The 16,295-nt window shown below is 38.8% G+C and carries 17 protein-coding genes; 9 read left to right on the top strand and 8 right to left on the bottom strand.

Features of this window, described 5'->3' with window-relative positions; genetic code table 11:
• Window positions 1-35 precede the first annotated feature (35 nt).
• A complete protein-coding gene (locus tag AB669_RS12760) occupies window positions 36-242 on the bottom strand; it encodes a putative signal transducing protein (RefSeq protein WP_047799706.1) in 207 nt (68 codons plus the stop codon).
• Window positions 223-1,149 (bottom strand): CPBP family intramembrane glutamic endopeptidase, encoded by a 927-nt coding sequence (locus AB669_RS12765; protein WP_047799707.1) that lies wholly within the window; start codon window positions 1,147-1,149, stop codon window positions 223-225. The genes AB669_RS12760 and AB669_RS12765 overlap by 20 nt, the downstream gene beginning before the upstream one ends.
• Before the next feature lie 44 nt (window positions 1,150-1,193).
• On the opposite strand from AB669_RS12765, the gene dusB reads away from it, so the two are divergent.
• Both dusB and apaG read left to right on the top strand, forming a co-directional pair.
• The gene (dusB, locus tag AB669_RS12770) at window positions 1,194-2,201 is read left to right on the top strand and encodes a tRNA dihydrouridine synthase DusB (protein WP_047799708.1); all 1,008 of its coding nucleotides are present in this window, start codon (window positions 1,194-1,196) and stop codon (window positions 2,199-2,201) included.
• Window positions 2,202-2,236: 35 nt separating this feature from the next.
• Complete coding sequence (apaG, locus tag AB669_RS12775) at window positions 2,237-2,623, top strand: Co2+/Mg2+ efflux protein ApaG (RefSeq protein ID WP_047799709.1); 387 nt, start codon at window positions 2,237-2,239, stop codon at window positions 2,621-2,623.
• On the opposite strand, the gene AB669_RS12780 is transcribed toward apaG, so the two are convergent.
• Both AB669_RS12780 and mfd read right to left on the bottom strand, forming a co-directional pair.
• A complete protein-coding gene (locus tag AB669_RS12780) occupies window positions 2,620-2,832 on the bottom strand; it encodes a DUF3820 family protein (protein WP_156166738.1) in 213 nt (70 codons plus the stop codon). The two genes, apaG and AB669_RS12780, sit on opposite strands and share 4 nt — an antisense overlap.
• A gap of 24 nt (window positions 2,833-2,856) precedes the next feature.
• Window positions 2,857-6,195 (bottom strand): transcription-repair coupling factor, encoded by a 3,339-nt coding sequence (mfd, locus tag AB669_RS12785; protein WP_047799711.1) that lies wholly within the window; start codon window positions 6,193-6,195, stop codon window positions 2,857-2,859.
• Between the two features lie 181 nt (window positions 6,196-6,376).
• Between mfd and AB669_RS21815 the strand changes: the two genes are divergently transcribed.
• The 5 genes from AB669_RS21815 (at window position 6,377) to AB669_RS12805 (ending at window position 10,653) form a co-directional block, all read left to right on the top strand.
• Window positions 6,377-6,676 carry a DUF2752 domain-containing protein gene (locus AB669_RS21815; protein WP_082120671.1) on the top strand — a complete coding sequence of 100 codons (300 nt, stop codon included), beginning with the start codon at window positions 6,377-6,379 and terminating at the stop codon, window positions 6,674-6,676.
• 8 nt (window positions 6,677-6,684) lie between these two features.
• Window positions 6,685-7,056 carry a TM2 domain-containing protein gene (locus AB669_RS12790; protein ID WP_047799712.1) on the top strand — a complete coding sequence of 124 codons (372 nt, stop codon included), beginning with the start codon at window positions 6,685-6,687 and terminating at the stop codon, window positions 7,054-7,056.
• Between the two features lie 117 nt (window positions 7,057-7,173).
• On the top strand, window positions 7,174-8,271 hold the full coding sequence (locus tag AB669_RS12795) for a Nif3-like dinuclear metal center hexameric protein (protein WP_047799713.1): 1,098 nt from the start codon (window positions 7,174-7,176) through the stop codon (window positions 8,269-8,271).
• Complete coding sequence (locus tag AB669_RS12800) at window positions 8,271-9,014, top strand: zinc ribbon domain-containing protein (RefSeq protein WP_047799714.1); 744 nt, start codon at window positions 8,271-8,273, stop codon at window positions 9,012-9,014. The genes AB669_RS12795 and AB669_RS12800 overlap by 1 nt, the downstream gene beginning before the upstream one ends.
• A 154-nt stretch (window positions 9,015-9,168) precedes the next feature.
• Window positions 9,169-10,653 carry a tol-pal system YbgF family protein gene (locus AB669_RS12805; protein ID WP_047799715.1) on the top strand — a complete coding sequence of 495 codons (1,485 nt, stop codon included), beginning with the start codon at window positions 9,169-9,171 and terminating at the stop codon, window positions 10,651-10,653.
• On the opposite strand, the gene AB669_RS12810 is transcribed toward AB669_RS12805, so the two are convergent.
• The 4 genes from AB669_RS12810 to rsfS all read right to left on the bottom strand — a co-directional run bounded on the left by AB669_RS12810 (window position 10,650) and on the right by rsfS (window position 14,958).
• Window positions 10,650-11,729, bottom strand: coding sequence for a 3-oxoacyl-ACP synthase III family protein (locus AB669_RS12810; protein ID WP_047799716.1), 1,080 nt, complete (start codon window positions 11,727-11,729; stop codon window positions 10,650-10,652). The genes AB669_RS12805 and AB669_RS12810 overlap by 4 nt on opposite strands.
• 93 nt (window positions 11,730-11,822) lie before the next feature.
• Complete coding sequence (locus tag AB669_RS12815; protein WP_047799717.1) at window positions 11,823-12,467, bottom strand: LUD domain-containing protein; 645 nt, start codon at window positions 12,465-12,467, stop codon at window positions 11,823-11,825.
• A 65-nt stretch (window positions 12,468-12,532) separates the two neighbouring features.
• Window positions 12,533-14,554 carry an ATP-dependent zinc metalloprotease FtsH gene (gene ftsH, locus AB669_RS12820; RefSeq protein WP_047799718.1) on the bottom strand — a complete coding sequence of 674 codons (2,022 nt, stop codon included), beginning with the start codon at window positions 14,552-14,554 and terminating at the stop codon, window positions 12,533-12,535.
• A gap of 29 nt (window positions 14,555-14,583) precedes the next feature.
• Window positions 14,584-14,958, bottom strand: coding sequence for a ribosome silencing factor (gene rsfS, locus AB669_RS12825; RefSeq protein ID WP_047799719.1), 375 nt, complete (start codon window positions 14,956-14,958; stop codon window positions 14,584-14,586).
• 94 nt (window positions 14,959-15,052) lie between these two features.
• Between rsfS and AB669_RS12830 the strand changes: the two genes are divergently transcribed.
• On the top strand, window positions 15,053-15,778 hold the full coding sequence (locus AB669_RS12830) for a biotin--[acetyl-CoA-carboxylase] ligase (protein ID WP_231582671.1): 726 nt from the start codon (window positions 15,053-15,055) through the stop codon (window positions 15,776-15,778).
• A 7-nt stretch (window positions 15,779-15,785) separates the two neighbouring features.
• Window positions 15,786-16,235: a protein-disulfide reductase DsbD domain-containing protein gene (locus tag AB669_RS12835; RefSeq protein ID WP_047799721.1), complete on the top strand. Its 450-nt coding sequence runs from the start codon at window positions 15,786-15,788 to the stop codon at window positions 16,233-16,235.
• Window positions 16,236-16,295: the final 60 nt, after the last annotated feature.

The raw sequence follows: 16,295 nt of genomic DNA on the forward strand, positions 1-16,295 counted from the left end.
AATAATGTTTATGAAGTGGTGTGAATGACTTGAAATTATTCAATTTCATTTTGGACAATGTACTCAATAGCTTTATCGAAATCGACCTTGTTCACCAGAACATTAATCTCACCAATATTGTAGGCAGAGAGTTGTTTATTTATTGTAACAGCGGGAATGCCTGCCTCTGTTAACCCTTGTTTTAATACCTCAGCTGCAAACGCATTGCTTGTAGTATATACTTTAATCCAATTTTCGCTCACGTTCTGCGCTATCTTTAAAAAATTTAAACAAAGCTATGGTAATTATCGCACTAAGCAAATAGCCATACCAGGGAAAACCGATCGGTTGATCCGCTTTATCAAGTGGCATATGATGTTTTTGCATGTAAAATGCAGCACAAACGGCATAGGCATTGTTTAAGAAGTGCGCAATAATAGCATACCAAAGATTGCTGCTAAAATAATATAAGTAGCCAAAAGCTGCTCCCAGCAGCATTCGGGGAACAAATCCGTAAAATTGAACATGTATGGCACTAAAGATGATTGCAGTGAGCCAGATAGCGGCATGTGGATTACGAAAAGCTTTATCTAACGATCTTTGAATGCCTCCCCTGAACATTAGTTCCTCTCCTATTGCTGGTAGAATGGCTATCATGATCAGATTAACCACAAAATCCAGGTTACTCCTAACTGTAATTAGCTGAATGGTTACTTTCATCGCAGCGTCTTCTTTGTCTCTCATCCATTTCTCTACACCCTTTAAAAACTCTGGTAATATCATTTTTTGATTGGCCGTAGCTACCCATTCCATAAAGGGCATACTGGCAATCATGGTACAAACTACTATGGTAAGCAACAGGAGCTGAGGTTTGCCAAAACTGTAAAATTGATTTGGTTTTTTACGTTCAGTATACGCCAGGGCTATTGGGGGGAGAATAAACGTTCCAATCGAGCTCAGAATCTGAATGATTTTAAATCCGGTGAGATACCGCGGGTCGCCCGAAAGAAGCAGGTTCAAATTGCTTATGATGCCTGTTCCATAAATGAGAAACACAATTATTATGGCTATGAAGCTAAAGATTACTGCACCTGCAACTGCGTAAGCCAAAAGTAAAAGTAATTGTAAGAAAGGATTGATTTCCTCATCGTTAGGTGTTACAAAATTCATTATTTGTACCTTTGTATGTTTTATAAATAGTTGAAGATAGATAAATGTCTGTAAAGATAGGAAATATAGATTTAGGTGAGTTCCCTTTATTGCTTGCACCGATGGAAGATGTAAGCGATCCACCCTTCCGGTATGTTTGTAAGCAAAACGGAGCAGATTTGATGTACACAGAGTTTATTTCATCAGAAGGATTGATTCGAGATGCGGCAAAAAGTATACAAAAACTGGATATATTTGAATATGAGCGGCCAATAGGGATTCAGATTTTTGGGGGTGACATTGAGCATATGCGCGAAGCGTCTGAAATTGCTTCTGCAGCAGGGCCAGACCTGGTAGATATTAACTATGGATGCCCGGTTAAGAATGTAGTGTGTAAAGGCGCGGGATCGAGTTTGCTTCGCGATATCGATAAAATGGTGAAGATGACAGAAGCGGTTGTTAAAGCATCGCATTTGCCGGTTACAGTAAAAACGCGATTAGGTTGGGATGATGATAGCAAAAATGTGTATGAGGTTGCCGAAAGGCTTCAGGATGTAGGTATCCAGGCGTTAACCATACATGGCCGCACCAGGGCGCAGTTATACAAAGGTGAAGCCGATTGGACACTAATCAGAGAAATCAAGCGTAATCCGCGAATCAAGATTCCTATTTTTGGAAATGGAGATGTAGATAGTCCGGAAAAGGCTGCAAACTGGCGGATGGAATATGAAGTGGACGGGATTATGATTGGACGTGCGGCCATAGGATATCCATGGATTTTCCGTGAAGTAAAACACTTTTTTGAAACCGGCAAGCATTTAGCAGGTCCTACTATAGCGGAGCGAATCGAAGTATGCCGGACCCATTTGGATAAATCATTAGATTGGAAAGGTCCTAAAACGGGCATATTTGAAATGCGGCGACATTACGCAAACTATTTTAAGGGGTTACCCGATTTTAAGCCTTACCGAATGCGATTGGTTGCCGAGCAGGATGTAAATAATATATATAGTATTTTGGAAGAGGTGGCAGAGAAGTTTGGCAATTATGATGCTACAGCTGTAATGGCTTGATTTTTGAAAAGTTTTTATTACATTAGTACACAATCATGGTAACAGCTATTACAGACGGAGTCAAGGTTTCTGTAGAAACTATTTATCAGCCGGAATATTCTAATCCGGCGAATGAACATTATATGTTTGCCTATCGTGTTGAGATATCCAATCTTTCGGATTTCGCAGTACAGCTTATGCGCCGTCAATGGTTTATTTATGATTCGAACAGCAGCCACAGAGAGGTTGAAGGTGAAGGTGTAGTGGGCGTTCAGCCCGTGATAGAGCCAGGGGAAACTCATGTCTACGTTTCAGGATGCAATTTAAAGACAGATATGGGCAGTATGCAGGGTACTTACCTGATGAAACGATTAATGGATGAATCAGAATTTGATGTTGATATTCCGGAGTTTCAACTGATTGCCCCTTACAGATTGAATTAGTGGCTTTTAAGTGGTGTAAGTAAATATTCGAGGCCATTGACTCTGATTTCGAACATCGTTGCCATAAGCTCACCCAACTTGCCTTTAGGAAATCCTTTATCTTTATACCATAGCAAGTAGCTTTCAGGAATATTGCAAATCAGATAGCCTTTGTATTTACCGTATGGCATTTTCATCTTTACTAAATCTAGTAACAAGGTTGGATCCATCAGGAGTTAAAATTTATGTTATAGCTAATCAATAAGGCCTAGCGTTTCAATTGCTTCATCAACATTACTGATATTGTCAAAGGCAATTCGCAAGGTATTTTTAACTTCCTTCAAATTACACATTCGGGGATGATTTTGTGCGAAGGTAAGAATTTTAGTAAACGTAGCGGAATCAAAATAAGCTGATTGCTTATCGCTAAGAAAATACCCTCTTAAACTGTTTTTCTTGAAGCTGATTTTCTCGAAACCCAGTTTCTTACCCAACCACTGTAATCGAACAACACTTAACATAGTTTTTACTTGTGGCGGCACCGGTCCGAACCGATCTGCCAGATGTTTTTCAAATACTGCCAAGTCCGTTTCGCTATCGAGCTTTGAGAGTTCGGTGTACAGATTGTAACGTTCAGTAATATTGGTAATATAGGCATCCGGAATATACAGCTCCAGATCGGTATCTACCTGGGTGAAACCAACAAACGGACGTGTAGGTTCATTTTCGAACAGACCTTTGAATTCGGCTTCTTTTAGTTCCTGAATGGCCTCATCCAAAATTTTATGGTACATTTCAAAGCCTATTTCGGCAATAAAACCACTTTGTTCAGCACCCAGGAGGTTACCGCTTCCGCGAATATCAAGATCGCGCATGGCTACATTAAAGCCACTCCCTAAATCCGAAAACTCTTCTATGGCACTAAGGCGTTTTCTGGCCTCAGAAGTTAGTGTGGATAACGGGGGCGACAAGAGATAACAAAATGCCTTTTTGTTACTTCTGCCAACCCTTCCCCGCATTTGATGCAGGTCGCTTAACCCAAACATATGCGCGTGGTTAATGATAATTGTATTGGCGTTTGGAATGTCCAGGCCCGCCTCAATAATTGTTGTGGCTACAAGCACATCTTTTTCACCATTGATGAAATCAAGCATTACATCTTCCAGTGCATCTCCGTCCAGCTGTCCATGGGCAATCCCAATACGGGCTTTGGGAACCAGTTTCTGTATGAGGCCGCCGAGTTGTGGTAAGTCATTCACGCGATTGTGAATGAAGAATACCTGTCCTCCCCGATCCAGTTCAAACTGAACCGCTTCCTGAATCAACTTATCGTTAAAAACATGTAATTCTGTACTAACAGGCTGACGATTGGGTGGTGGGGTGCTAATGATAGATAAGTCTCTTGCGCCCATTAAAGAAAAATGTAGCGTTCGTGGTATAGGGGTAGCCGTTAAGGTTAAGGTATCAACATTTACGCGCAGTGCTTTCAGTTTTTCTTTTGCTGTAACGCCAAATTTCTGCTCTTCATCAATAATCATAATGCCCAGATCTTTGAATTTTACATCTTTGCTTAACAAGCGGTGAGTTCCAATCAAAACATCCACCTTTCCTGCTGCGGCTTCGGCAAGCGTATCTTTAATCTGTTTACTGGTTTTAAACCGGTTGATGTAATCGACGGTTACGGGGAAATCTTTTAAGCGTGCAGAGAAAGTTTTAAAGTGCTGCAAAGCAAGAATGGTTGTAGGTACAAGAATTGCAGCCTGTTTACCTTCGGCTACCGCCTTAAATGCTGCACGTACAGCTATTTCAGTCTTACCAAAACCCACATCACCACAAACCAAACGATCCATCGGGTGTGGTGATTCCATATCCTTTTTAACATCCTGGGTGGCCTTTAACTGATCGGGGGTATCCTCATAAATAAAGGATGCTTCCAATTCTGTCTGCAAATAGCCATCGGGAGAAAAAGCGGTACCAGCCTGGGTTTTGCGTAACGCATAAAGCTTTATCAAATCTCTGGCAATGTCTTTAACTTTTTTTTTTGTTGTTTTTTTTAGTTTATCCCATGCATCGGTACCTAGCTTATTCATTTTGGGTATTCCGCTATCCTTGCCGCTATATTTTGCGATGCGGTTTAATGAGTTGATATTGACATACAAAAGGTCATTATCTGCATAAATGAGGCGGATCATTTCCTGAGTTTTTCCATTTACCTCTACCTTTTCCAAGCCTGCATATTTACCTATTCCATGATCGATATGTGTAACATAATCTCCGGATTTCAATTCACGAAGATCTTTCAATGTAATGGCCTGACTTTTCTGATAACCCTTCTTTAGTTTGTATTTGTAATATCGGTCGAATATCTGGTGATCGGTGTAAAATGCAGTCTGAATTTGTGGGTCTATAAAACCCTCTCTAAGCATGCTATTAATCGGGGTAAACTTAGCGGTTTTATCAATGTCCTCCAGAATGGCATATAGGCGCTCAATCTGTTTTGGCGAGTCGGTAAAAATGAAATTAACAATTCCTTCTTTCTCATTTTCTTTTAGGTTATGAATGAGAAGGTTAAAGTCTTTATTAAAGGATGGTTGTGGTTTTGTATCGAATTCGAAGCGTTCTTCGGTTTTATAGAAAAACTGTTTTCCAAATTCTACCAGGGGAAAGTCATGTAAATGATCGCCCAATAGCTTTTCATCAGTGAAAGCAAACTTTGGGTCGATCCAGTCCGGATTTTGACTTTTATCTTTGGCAGATAAGGCCTTCCAGAGTTCAACAGCTTTTTTGTAGCCGGATTTGACAATGTCTAGCGTGAATTCTACATCTTTAAACCAGAGTTGTGTATCCGGATCTATATAATCGAGAATACTGATGTTGCTTTCAGTTAAGAATTTAGCCTGAACATTTGGTACGATAGTTAGGGACTTAACGTCGCCAACCGAAAGCTGACTCTCTATTTCGAAATTGCGGATACTTTCTACTTCGTCGCCGAAGAACTCAATCCTGTATGGCAAATCGGAGGAGAAAGAAAAGATATCAACAATACCCCCCCGGATAGAAAATTGTCCGGGTTCATAAACAAAGTCTCGTCTATCAAAATCGTAGTCAATTAAAAATTCGTTTATGAAATCGATTCCTAATTTCGCTCCAATGCTTATCTCAAGGGTGTTTTTTTCGAGGGCCGAGCGATCGATAACCTTTTCTGCAATAGCCTCCGGATAAGAAACAACAATTTTTCCGTATTCCGAGTCATGGTTAAGTTCATTTAAAACTTCTGCACGCGCGAGCACATTAGCTGTATCAACCTGTGTAAAGTCAAAAGATTTCCGATATGATGAAGGGAATAGCAGCACTTGCTTGTCTAAAATGCTTTCCAAATCTGACTGAAAATATGCGGCCTCTTCCCGGTCAGGAAGTACAAACAGCATAGGTTTATGTAGCAAAAAGTAAGAGGAAAGTGCAATAATGGCATCGGCCGAACCTACCAAACCCTTCAATTGTATCTTCGGGTTTTTAGAGGCATTCAACGCTTTGGTAAACTGTGTTACCCTATCGTTGCTTTTATATCTGTTTAGTAAATCACGAATATTCAAGGCACAAAAATAAGCTTATCTTTAATATTAACCTGTAATTTTATTAAAGGTTTTTAGTTTGTGTTTTGATTCTTCGGTTGCCAGTCCGAATTCGTCGTATTATATTTACAGTTCGTCGAATAAACATATGTTCCTGTAACAAAGGAAAGTTGAAACCTTCTAAAAGATATAAATTGAAAAGATGAATTACATTAAATACTTCCCAATGGAACTGGTGTTCTGGGTGACGGCTTTAGTGTTATTGGCTACAAGTAATGGCCATGAGCATCATTTTACACTTTGTCCTCTTGCTAACTTAGGTTACGGGGGCTGGTGTCCGGGATGTGGATTGGGCAGGTCAATCAGTCATATTTTTCATGGCCAATTTAATGAGAGCTTTTCTGAACATTGGTTTGGCTTGCCGGCAATTTTAATTATAGTTTATAGAATTTACAGCTTAATAGAACAACAAAGAACACATAAAAATTTAACAATAAAATAAACAGCAACATGGATATCTTTCAATCGCCCTTAATGTCGTTACCAGGAATAACGCCTGAGGAATATGCATACTTACAACAAGCCACAACAGGTTTAAATGAACAACAATTACGCAATTTTTTAATGATTTATGGTAGTAGAAGAAAGCAGCCATCAGAAATCCTTTTGTTATCCTTAATCGGATTTCTGGGCTTCGCCGGGATTCACAGGTTTGTTATCGGACAAATTGGAATGGGTATTTTATACTTTTTTACAGGTGGCTTATGTATGATCGGGACGATTGTGGATGTAATTAACCATAAAAGCCTGACCTTTGAATATAATCAGAAAGCTGTATTTGAAAGCTTACAAATGGTAAGAATGGGTGGAGGATTTCAATAATTGCAGGGTGCAATTGTTGATTAAAATAATTTTAATGAGGTTGATTCAACAATTGGGTTCGTTTGGAAATTATTTCTGAACGGACTTTCTGTTTGTCAATTTTTTTATCTTTATCAAATGAAATTAGCAGAGATAACCAACTATTTAGAAAGTATTGCTCCTCTTCATTATCAGGAAGATTACGATAATTCGGGTTTGATCGTAGGCGACCCCAATATGGAAATTCATGCAGCATTGATTGCGTTGGATTGTGTTGAGTCCATTGTGGATGAGGCTATCTCGGCTGGTTGTAATTTGATTATCACCCATCATCCGATTGTTTTTAAAGGATTAAAGAAATTTAACGGAAAGAATTATGTTGAGCGGGTAGTTTTAAAGGCGATCCGGAATGGAATTGCACTTTACGCCATTCATACCAATCTGGACAGCATACATACTGGCGTAAATGCACGTATCTGCGAGCGTTTGGGGCTTACAGGTACGAAGGTACTTTCTCCTAAGGCGGGGTTGTTAAAAAAACTGGTAACCTATTGCCCAACGGGTCAGGCAGAACAGTTACGTTCGGCTTTGTTTTATGCAGGAGCAGGTAATATAGGTAACTATAGTGAATGCAGTTTTAATGCTGAAGGTTTCGGAACTTTTAAAGGCAACGAACAATCTGATCCTTTTGTTGGAGAACAAGGTATTAGGCATAGAGAACCTGAAGTGAGAATCGAAGTAGTTTTTCCAACCCATGTTGAGCGTAAGGTTTTAGTTGCGCTTTTTGAGAATCATCCTTATGAGGAGGTTGCATATGATATCTATAAGCTGGAGAATAAGCATAATTTGGTCGGGTCGGGCATGGTGGGCTGGCTCGAGTATGATATGGACGCTTATGATTTCCTGCATTTGGTTAAGGATAGTATGCAGGCTAAAGTAATTCGACATACTGCACCGGTTGGTAAAAGAATTAAAAAAGTTGCGGTTTGCGGAGGTGCTGGAAGTTTTTTATTGAGGGAGGCCATTGCTGCGGGAGCAGATGTGTTTATAACCGCTGATTTTAAATACCATGAGTTTTTTGATGCAGAAGAAAAAATCATCATCGCCGACATCGGACACTTTGAAACTGAACAATTTACCTCAGATTTATTGCTTGAAATTATTCAAAAAAAATTTACTAACTTTGCGATCCGTTTAACGGAGCAAAATACAAACCCCATAAATTACTTGTTTTAATGGAACAAACCGTAGAACAGAAGCTAAAGGCTTTATACGAATTACAAAATATTCATACTAAAATTGATAAAATTCGTCAGGTAAGAGGCGAACTACCAATGGAAGTAGCTGACTTAGAGGACGATGTTTTAGGATTGGAGACCAGGATTTCGAAAATCAAAGGTGAGCTTGATGATCTTGAGGACGCAATCGTAACCCGTAAAAATACTATTAAGGATGCGCAAGCAGCAATTAAAAGATACGATACTCAATTAAAAGAGGTTAAAAATAACCGTGAATACGATGCTTTGACTAAAGAAATCGAGATTCAAGGGTTAGATATTCAGGTTTCTGAGAAAAAAATCAAGGAACATGGTTTTGAAATTACTTCAAAAACTGAAATCTATGAAGCTGCTTTAGCTGACCTAGAAGGTAGAAAGAAAGATCTTGATGTTAAAAAATCAGAACTTGATGTAATTACTGCAGAAACTGAGAAAGAAGAGCAGGACTTATTAAAGAAGGCTGACAGTTCAGAACCTCAGATTGAAGAAAGGTTACTGGTTGCATACAAACGTCTTCGTAAAAATGCAGTTAATGGCCTTGCTGTAGTAACTATCGACCGTGATTCTTGTTCTGGCTGTTTCAATCAGATTCCGCCACAACGTCAGTTAGATATTCGTCAGCGTAAAAAAATTATTGTTTGCGAACACTGCGGACGTATTTTAGTGGATGAGGCTTTAACTCATGAAGTAGCTGAAGCATAAGAAACTATCAAATCATATTTAAAAGGCGTCGCAATGATAATTGCGACGCTTTTTTTATGGATAAAACAACAATTTGATTTCTGCGTTAAATGTAGATATTTGTTAAATTGTGAATTTCTGCTGTTAATTCAGCGCTTAACTGAAACTTTTTCGAATGGCTAAATGCACCCGTTTATTTGTCCTGATTTTATTCATTGCCTCTCCCCTGTCTTTGTTTGCCAACTTCGATTTTAATGCTAATTGTTTAAATGCCTATAAGAGCATTTTCGAACTCAAGCTTGGAAATGCCCGTGCTTATATCTCAACTGAAAAAAAACAACACCCAAATAATTCGATTATACCGTTACTGGAAAATTATGTTGATTATTTTACAGTCCTGACATCAGAAAGTAAGGCAGATTTTGACAGACTAAAAGGAAATAAATCGATAAGGCTAGATCAGATCAGTGACGACGATAAAGCATCACCTTACTACTTGTATGCACAGGCAGAAATTAATCTGCAGTGGGCTTTAATTCGAGGCCGGTTTGGTGAATATTTTAATGCAGCAATGGAGGTGAAAAGAGCCAATGCGCTATTACTTGAAAACACCAATAAGTTTCCTAATTTTCATCTTAATTACAAAGGGCTTGGATTGATCAATGCCGTGCTTGGAAATCTCCCAGAAGGGGCTTTGAAAACTGCCCTTTCAACTTTTGGCATAAAAGGCAATTTGCAAACCGGATTAAATATGTTTGAACGACTTGCAGATAACTTACCAAAATCTACTTATGAGCCATTTTATGAGGAGGTTGTGTTTTACTATGCATATGTGCTAACAGACGTTGCACATAGTCCGTCAGCCTACTTCAAGACAATGAAATATACCGAACGGATTGCTGATACGAGTTTACTAAAGAGTTATTTACGAAGCTATGTTTGTATCAAAAACTCACATAGTGAGGAGGCAATATCAATTTTGTCGAAAAAACCTGATGGAGGTCTTTATCAATCCTTTCCTTATTTAGATTACCTGGAAGGCGTGGCAAGATTAAATAAGTTGGACCTGAGCGCCACCCTGTGTTTTAACCGATTTTTGCAATCAAATAAAGGCGTAAACTTTATTAAGGACGCAAACCTTCATTTGGCCTGGATTTCCTTACTTAAGGGAGATAAAAGCGGATACAGTGCATATTGCACCAAAGCCATTAATAATGGGTATAGCTATATGGAAAAAGATAAGCAGGCAAAAAATGATGCAATTGCATTAATCCCAAACGTAGACTTATTGAGAGCCAGACTTCTCTTTGATGGCGGATATTTTGGAAAGGCACTGCAAATCCTTGATAATAAAAAAACGGCTGACTATCCCAATGACCGTGACAAAATTGAATTTAATTATCGCCTCGGACGAATATATGACGATCTGGGCAAAGACGACCAAGCATTAGCAGCTTATCAGAACGCCATTAGCCTTGGTAAAAACCAAAAATATTATTTTGCCGCAAATGCAGCTTTGCAAATGGGTAAAGTTTATGAGCAAAAAAATAATATTGCCAAAGCAAGAGAGGCCTTTAACCTTGCAATATCAATGAAGAATCACGAGTATGAAAGCAGTATTGAAAGCCAGGCAAAAGCCGGTTTGAAGCGAATCAATTAAAACCGATACACAAATGCATTAATATGCATTCCTGCTCCAACTGATGCAAATACAGCAATATCTCCTTCTTTCACTTTATAACCCTGCACCTGTCCTTTCAGAACCAAATCCAGGAGGGTGGGTACGGTTGCAACCGAACTGTTTCCCAGCCAGGAGATTGTCATAGGAACGAGGTTTTCGGGAACTGTTTCTTTCCCATATAGTTTGAACAGGCGTTTCATGATGGCAGTATCCATTTTACCATTGGCCTGATGAACAAATACGATATCTACATCTTCAACATCCAGGCCCGCTTTATCAATGGCCTTTTTTATTACCTGAGGAACCTGTACAACAGCGAACTCATAAAGTTTTCTGCCATTCATTTTCAGATAGTAATTACCGCTTGTTTCTTCGGGATGTGAACCTTTGCCCATGGTTAGTAAATTGCCATAATTTACCGCATGTGTTTCGGTTTTGTGAGCGAGGATGCCTTTTTTCTCTTCATTCTCCTCTTTGCCTTCAAAGATAACTGCTCCCGCACCATCAGAGAAGATCATGCTATCTCTATCATGCGGATCAATAATCCGGCTAAGAGTTTCAGCTCCAATTACAAGTACTCGTTTGGCATCTCCGCTCTTGATAAAATAATCAGCTTGTATAGATCCCTGAACCCATCCCGGACATCCAAAAATAATATCGTAAGCTATACAATCCGGATTTACAATACCCAACTGCTGTTTTACCTTTGCCGCCAAAGACGGCAAAACATCAGTGCGGTTACTATTGAGAGGAATGTCCCCAAAATTATGGCAGAAGATAATGTAGTCTAGCGACTCTTTATCAATACCAGCATTCTCAATTGCTTTTTCAGCTGCTTTGGCACCAATATGATTGCTCAATTGCTCGGGACATGCATACCTACGCTCCACAATTTCTGTAATTTCAGAGAACTTATGAATAATCTCTGCATTTTCCTTTTCCAAACGATTTCCGTTTTCGAAAAAAGTGGAATTGAGGAATTCCTTACCAGAAATAATGTTCTCAGGAATATAACTTCCGGTGCCGGTAATTACTGTATTGATCGCTTTGCTCATAATTATAATACCGCATACTAAATCGGTATGTAGTATAAAACTATGGTTAATAATTTAGAATAAGAAATTTTTAACTAAAATAGTGTTTTCAGATTAGTTAAAATCATCGATTAAAAACACAAAAAGTTCTTTAGGCCCATGAGCGCCTAATACCAAGGTTTTCTCGATATCGGCAGTTCGGCTCGGACCAGTGATGTTACTGATCATTGAAGGAATCTGGTTCCCATATTTATTTTTTAACAGCGCAAAACCATCTTTAAGGTCAAGCACCAGCTGACTGGTTTTAGCAATTACAATATGGTGATGGGGGAAAATACTCAACCTACGGCCTGCAGCACTTTGATTGGATACCATTACACTTCCATTTCGGGCTATCAGTGCTTCGCACATGGTTATACCAACTTCCGCCTGTTCGAAATCTTTATCAGTTTGGTAAAAAGGAAATTCATATTTGCTAAGAAACGCCTGCAGTTCCGGTTCCCAGCAGTAGATTTTACGCCATTTAAACTTATCAGCGAGCTGCAGCATGTTTTCAAAAAAATCGATACCATCTTCGCAGAAAATAAAATTACCTGAAACCGCAGTCAATTGCTCGGCGAACAAAACTTCCAGTTCATCTGTATTTTTTTTATAAAGCTTACTCTCTTCAAGGTTGGGATAAGGGTTTTCACGTTTTTCTAAAAGTGCTTTTCTTATCTTTTTAAGGATTTGCTCCTTCGCGGTCGTATTATCTTTCATTATAAAAAAAAGCTACCCTGATAATTAAACCAGGGTAGCAAATGTAATTATTAGAAACTATTTATTTATGCTTCTACTGGACTTATGTGTCCTGTGTTGCCGCTTTCTTCGCTTCCGAATAAGCGTTTACCAAATATCTGCTCTAAATCATCTTTAAATAAAACTTCTTTTTCGATCAGAATATCGGCAAGCTGGATCAGCTTATCCTTGTTTTCCTCAAGTAAATTAATGGCTCTTTGATACTGGCCTTCAATTAAGATAGAGATTTCTTTATCGATGGTTAAAGCGGTTTCTTCAGAGTACGGTTTTGAAAAACTATATTCATTCTGGCCAGAAGAATCATAATAAGTAATATTTCCTAGTTTCTCATTCAAACCGTAAATGGTTACCATAGCCCTGGCTTGTTTATTTACCTTTTCAAGATCGCTTAATGCTCCGGTTGAAATGGTGTCGAACATCACTTTTTCTGCTGCTCTTCCTCCCATTGTTGCACACATTTCATCCAGCATCTGGTGCGGACGTACAATTGACCGTTCTTCAGGAAGATACCACGCAGCTCCAAGGCTTTGTCCGCGGGGAACGATGGTAACTTTGACAAGAGGTGCTGCATGTTCCAGTAACCAGCTAACTGTGGCGTGACCAGCTTCATGAATCGCTATCGCGCGTTTTTCGCTAGGCGTTACAATTTTATTTTTCTTTTCTAATCCGCCCACGATACGGTCTACAGCATCAAGGAAATCTTGTTTGTCTACCGCTGTTTTATTTTTACGCGCTGCTATTAGTGCAGCTTCATTACAAACGTTTGCAATATCAGCTCCAGAGAATCCCGGAGTTTGTTTTGCCAGGAATTCGGTATCTAACTCTTCCGATTTTTTCAATGGGCCGATGTGAACCTCGAAGATTTGTTTACGTTCGATAACATCTGGTAAGTCTACATAGATTTGTCGATCAAAACGCCCAGCTCTAAGTAGTGCTTTATCAAGAACATCGGCACGGTTAGTGGCAGCGAGGATAATAACATGTGTATTGGTTCCAAAACCATCCATCTCCACAAGAAGTTGGTTTAAGGTGTTTTCACGTTCGTCATTTCCACCCATTACCCCATTTTTACCACGGGCACGACCAATAGCATCAATCTCATCAATAAATATGATACAAGGAGATTTATCTTTTGCCTGCTTGAATAAATCACGTACGCGAGACGCGCCCACACCAACAAACATTTCTACAAAGTCAGACCCTGATAGCGAAAAGAAAGGAACTTGCGCTTCTCCTGCAACGGCTTTCGCGAGCAATGTTTTCCCAGTACCCGGAGACCCCACTAATAATGCCCCTTTTGGAATTTTACCTCCTAAATCAGTATATTTTTTGGGATTTTTCAAGAAATCAACAATCTCCATTACTTCTGTTTTAGCTTCTTCCAAACCTGCAACATCATTGAAAGTAATATTTACCTGGCTTTCTTTGTCAAACAGCGTTGCCTTAGATTTGCCGATGCTAAATATCTGGCCTCCGCCTCCTGCGCCACCACCCATTCTGCGCATCATAAAAATCCAGAAACCAATTAGAAGAAGTACTGGTAGTATAATGCTTAAAAACCAGCTTGCAAACGGACTGCTTCGGTTTTCAGGGATGTAAGAAATTGCCTTTCTTCCTGCGGGAAGATTTACTTGTGAGTCTTTAAGTTTTGCAGTTAGATCTGCAAATTTACCGCCGACTTCAAAATATACCGTTGGCACTGGTGTATTTGAAAAATTTACCGAGCTAGTGCTTTTAAGCGTTTTGTAGAACGGCTTTTTGTTTAGGGAATCTTTATTGATGTATACTTCCGCCCTAACCAGATCCTCGCTTTGGTAGGCAACAATTTTATCCACATCACCCGGTATAAGCATTTTATTTTCAAATACCTCGTAGGTCACTTTTTTTCCGCTATCGCTTGTGAAAAAGAATTGGGCTGCAACAATCGCAACAATAATTGCTGCGTATATCCAAAAGATATTGAATTTGGATCCCTTTTGTGGCTTTTTAGGTATATTGGGAAGCTTTTTTCCTTGTTTATTGTCGTTAATATTTTGGTTTTCGTTCATTTTGTTTTTCAAAATTGTGGTTCAACTGGTTATGCGCTTTGATAATTTGTGCTTTCTGCATCTCCCCAAAGTTCTTCTATACCATAGAAATGGCGTTTTTCTGTTTTAAATATGTGCACAACTACATCGAAATAATCCAATATGATCCAGTCTGCAGATTCAAAGCCTTCTTTGTGTCTTGGATCGCTCTGAGTGGCTTTGTATATCTCTTTTTCAACACTATCGGCGATGGCTTTAACCTGCGTACCCGAGTTTGCGCTTGCAATAATAAAATAATCTGCTACTGATGTGTGAATACTAGTTAGGTCTAACCGCACAATATCTTCTCCTTTTTTCTCCTGAATGCCATGAACGGCCAATTCTGAAAGGTATGTAGAAAGGGCTACTATTTTCTTTTTTACCATTAAAATGCTTTAATTTTGGAATTATAACTATATAAATTCAACATTGCAAAATAACACTTTTTCAACACTATTTGTAGGTCAAAATTTAATCAGATTGAAAGAGGTTGATTCTACTAATAACTTTTTGAAAGATTTGGCGTCAAATTCCGAGCCATTAGCTGAAGGTACTGTAATTATGGCAGAAAATCAGTATGCGGGAAGAGGGCAAGTTGAAAGTGTCTGGCAAAGCCAGCCAGGCAAAAATATCAGCACAAGTATTTATTTAAGGCCTTCCTTTTTGCCTTTAAACAAACAGTTTTATCTAACTATTGCGGTTAGCCTGGCCGTTACCGATGCTTTAGGAGCTTTTATACCACATGGGATTTATGTCAAATGGCCTAACGATATATATTTCCAAAACAAGAAGCTGGGGGGAATCTTAATCGAAAACACACTGACAGGGTCATTAATCAAGGCATCTATAATTGGCATAGGTCTCAATATTAACCAGGAAGAATTTTCCGATAATATCGCTTACAAGGCGATTTCAGTAATTCAAATTTTACAAAAATCTGTTTCAATTATAGATATTCTGGAAAAATTATTCGTTTATATGGAGAAATACTACCTAATTTTGAGATCAGGCAGATATGAATTTTTAAAGGATTTATATCTTGAGCGGCTTTATCTTTTTAAACAGTCTGCAGATTACAGACAAGGTGAAAAGGTTTTTAAGGGCTCAATTATGGACGTTGCAGAAAGCGGGCATATTTTGCTGGAGGTTGAGGGCGAATCACAATCTTTCAACTTTAAAGAATTAGAATTTATACACACAAAATAAACACACAATGAAAAAAATCACTTTAGTGGTTTCGATGGTTTTATTAACCATGTTTAGTGCCCTGGCACAAATTGAGAAACCAGTTACCTGGGCTTATTCTGCAAAAAAAATAAGCAGTACAGAAGCCGTTTTGTATATTAAGGCAACGATTGAAGATAGATGGCATATTTATTCTCAAAACGTTAAAGATGGTGGACCTGTTAAAACAACATTTACTTTCTCTCCATCGAAAGATTTTTCACTAGTTGGCAAAACCATTGAACCAAAGGCAATAACCAAATATGAGAGTACATTTAAAATGAATGTAAGCTACTTTGAGAAATCTGTTATTTTTCAGCAAAAAGTGAAATTGAATAAGGGTGCTACGACCATTAAAGGGAAAGTAGAGTTTATGGTTTGTAATGATAAACAGTGCCTTCCGCCAGAAGAGGTTGAATTCAGCGTTCCGGTTAAATAAATAATTGACATCAAATTAGTTACAAACAGTCCCGAAGAACTCGGGACTGTTTCTGTTTAA

This window comes from Pedobacter sp. BMA (assembly GCF_001027745.1).
Classification (GTDB): Bacteria; Bacteroidota; Bacteroidia; order Sphingobacteriales; family Sphingobacteriaceae; genus Pedobacter.

Bases quoted from the DNA above. Each gene is read 5' to 3' on its own strand.
- ftsH (WP_047799718.1), bottom strand. From the start codon at position 14,554: ATGAACGAAAACCAAAATATTAACGACAATAAACAAGGAAAAAAGCTT.
- rsfS (WP_047799719.1), bottom strand. From the start codon at position 14,958: ATGGTAAAAAAGAAAATAGTAGCCCTTTCTACATACCTTTCAGAATTG.
- AB669_RS12835 (WP_047799721.1), top strand. From the start codon at position 15,786: ATGAAAAAAATCACTTTAGTGGTTTCGATGGTTTTATTAACCATGTTT.
- AB669_RS12765 (WP_047799707.1), bottom strand. From the start codon at position 1,149: ATGAATTTTGTAACACCTAACGATGAGGAAATCAATCCTTTCTTACAA.
- AB669_RS21815 (WP_082120671.1), top strand. From the start codon at position 6,377: ATGAATTACATTAAATACTTCCCAATGGAACTGGTGTTCTGGGTGACG.
- AB669_RS12800 (WP_047799714.1), top strand. From the start codon at position 8,271: ATGGAACAAACCGTAGAACAGAAGCTAAAGGCTTTATACGAATTACAA.
- AB669_RS12790 (WP_047799712.1), top strand. From the start codon at position 6,685: ATGGATATCTTTCAATCGCCCTTAATGTCGTTACCAGGAATAACGCCT.
- dusB (WP_047799708.1), top strand. From the start codon at position 1,194: ATGTCTGTAAAGATAGGAAATATAGATTTAGGTGAGTTCCCTTTATTG.
- AB669_RS12815 (WP_047799717.1), bottom strand. From the start codon at position 12,467: ATGAAAGATAATACGACCGCGAAGGAGCAAATCCTTAAAAAGATAAGA.
- AB669_RS12810 (WP_047799716.1), bottom strand. From the start codon at position 11,729: ATGAGCAAAGCGATCAATACAGTAATTACCGGCACCGGAAGTTATATT.
- AB669_RS12805 (WP_047799715.1), top strand. From the start codon at position 9,169: ATGGCTAAATGCACCCGTTTATTTGTCCTGATTTTATTCATTGCCTCT.
- AB669_RS12780 (WP_156166738.1), bottom strand. From the start codon at position 2,832: ATGGATCCAACCTTGTTACTAGATTTAGTAAAGATGAAAATGCCATAC.
- AB669_RS12795 (WP_047799713.1), top strand. From the start codon at position 7,174: ATGAAATTAGCAGAGATAACCAACTATTTAGAAAGTATTGCTCCTCTT.
- apaG (WP_047799709.1), top strand. From the start codon at position 2,237: ATGGTAACAGCTATTACAGACGGAGTCAAGGTTTCTGTAGAAACTATT.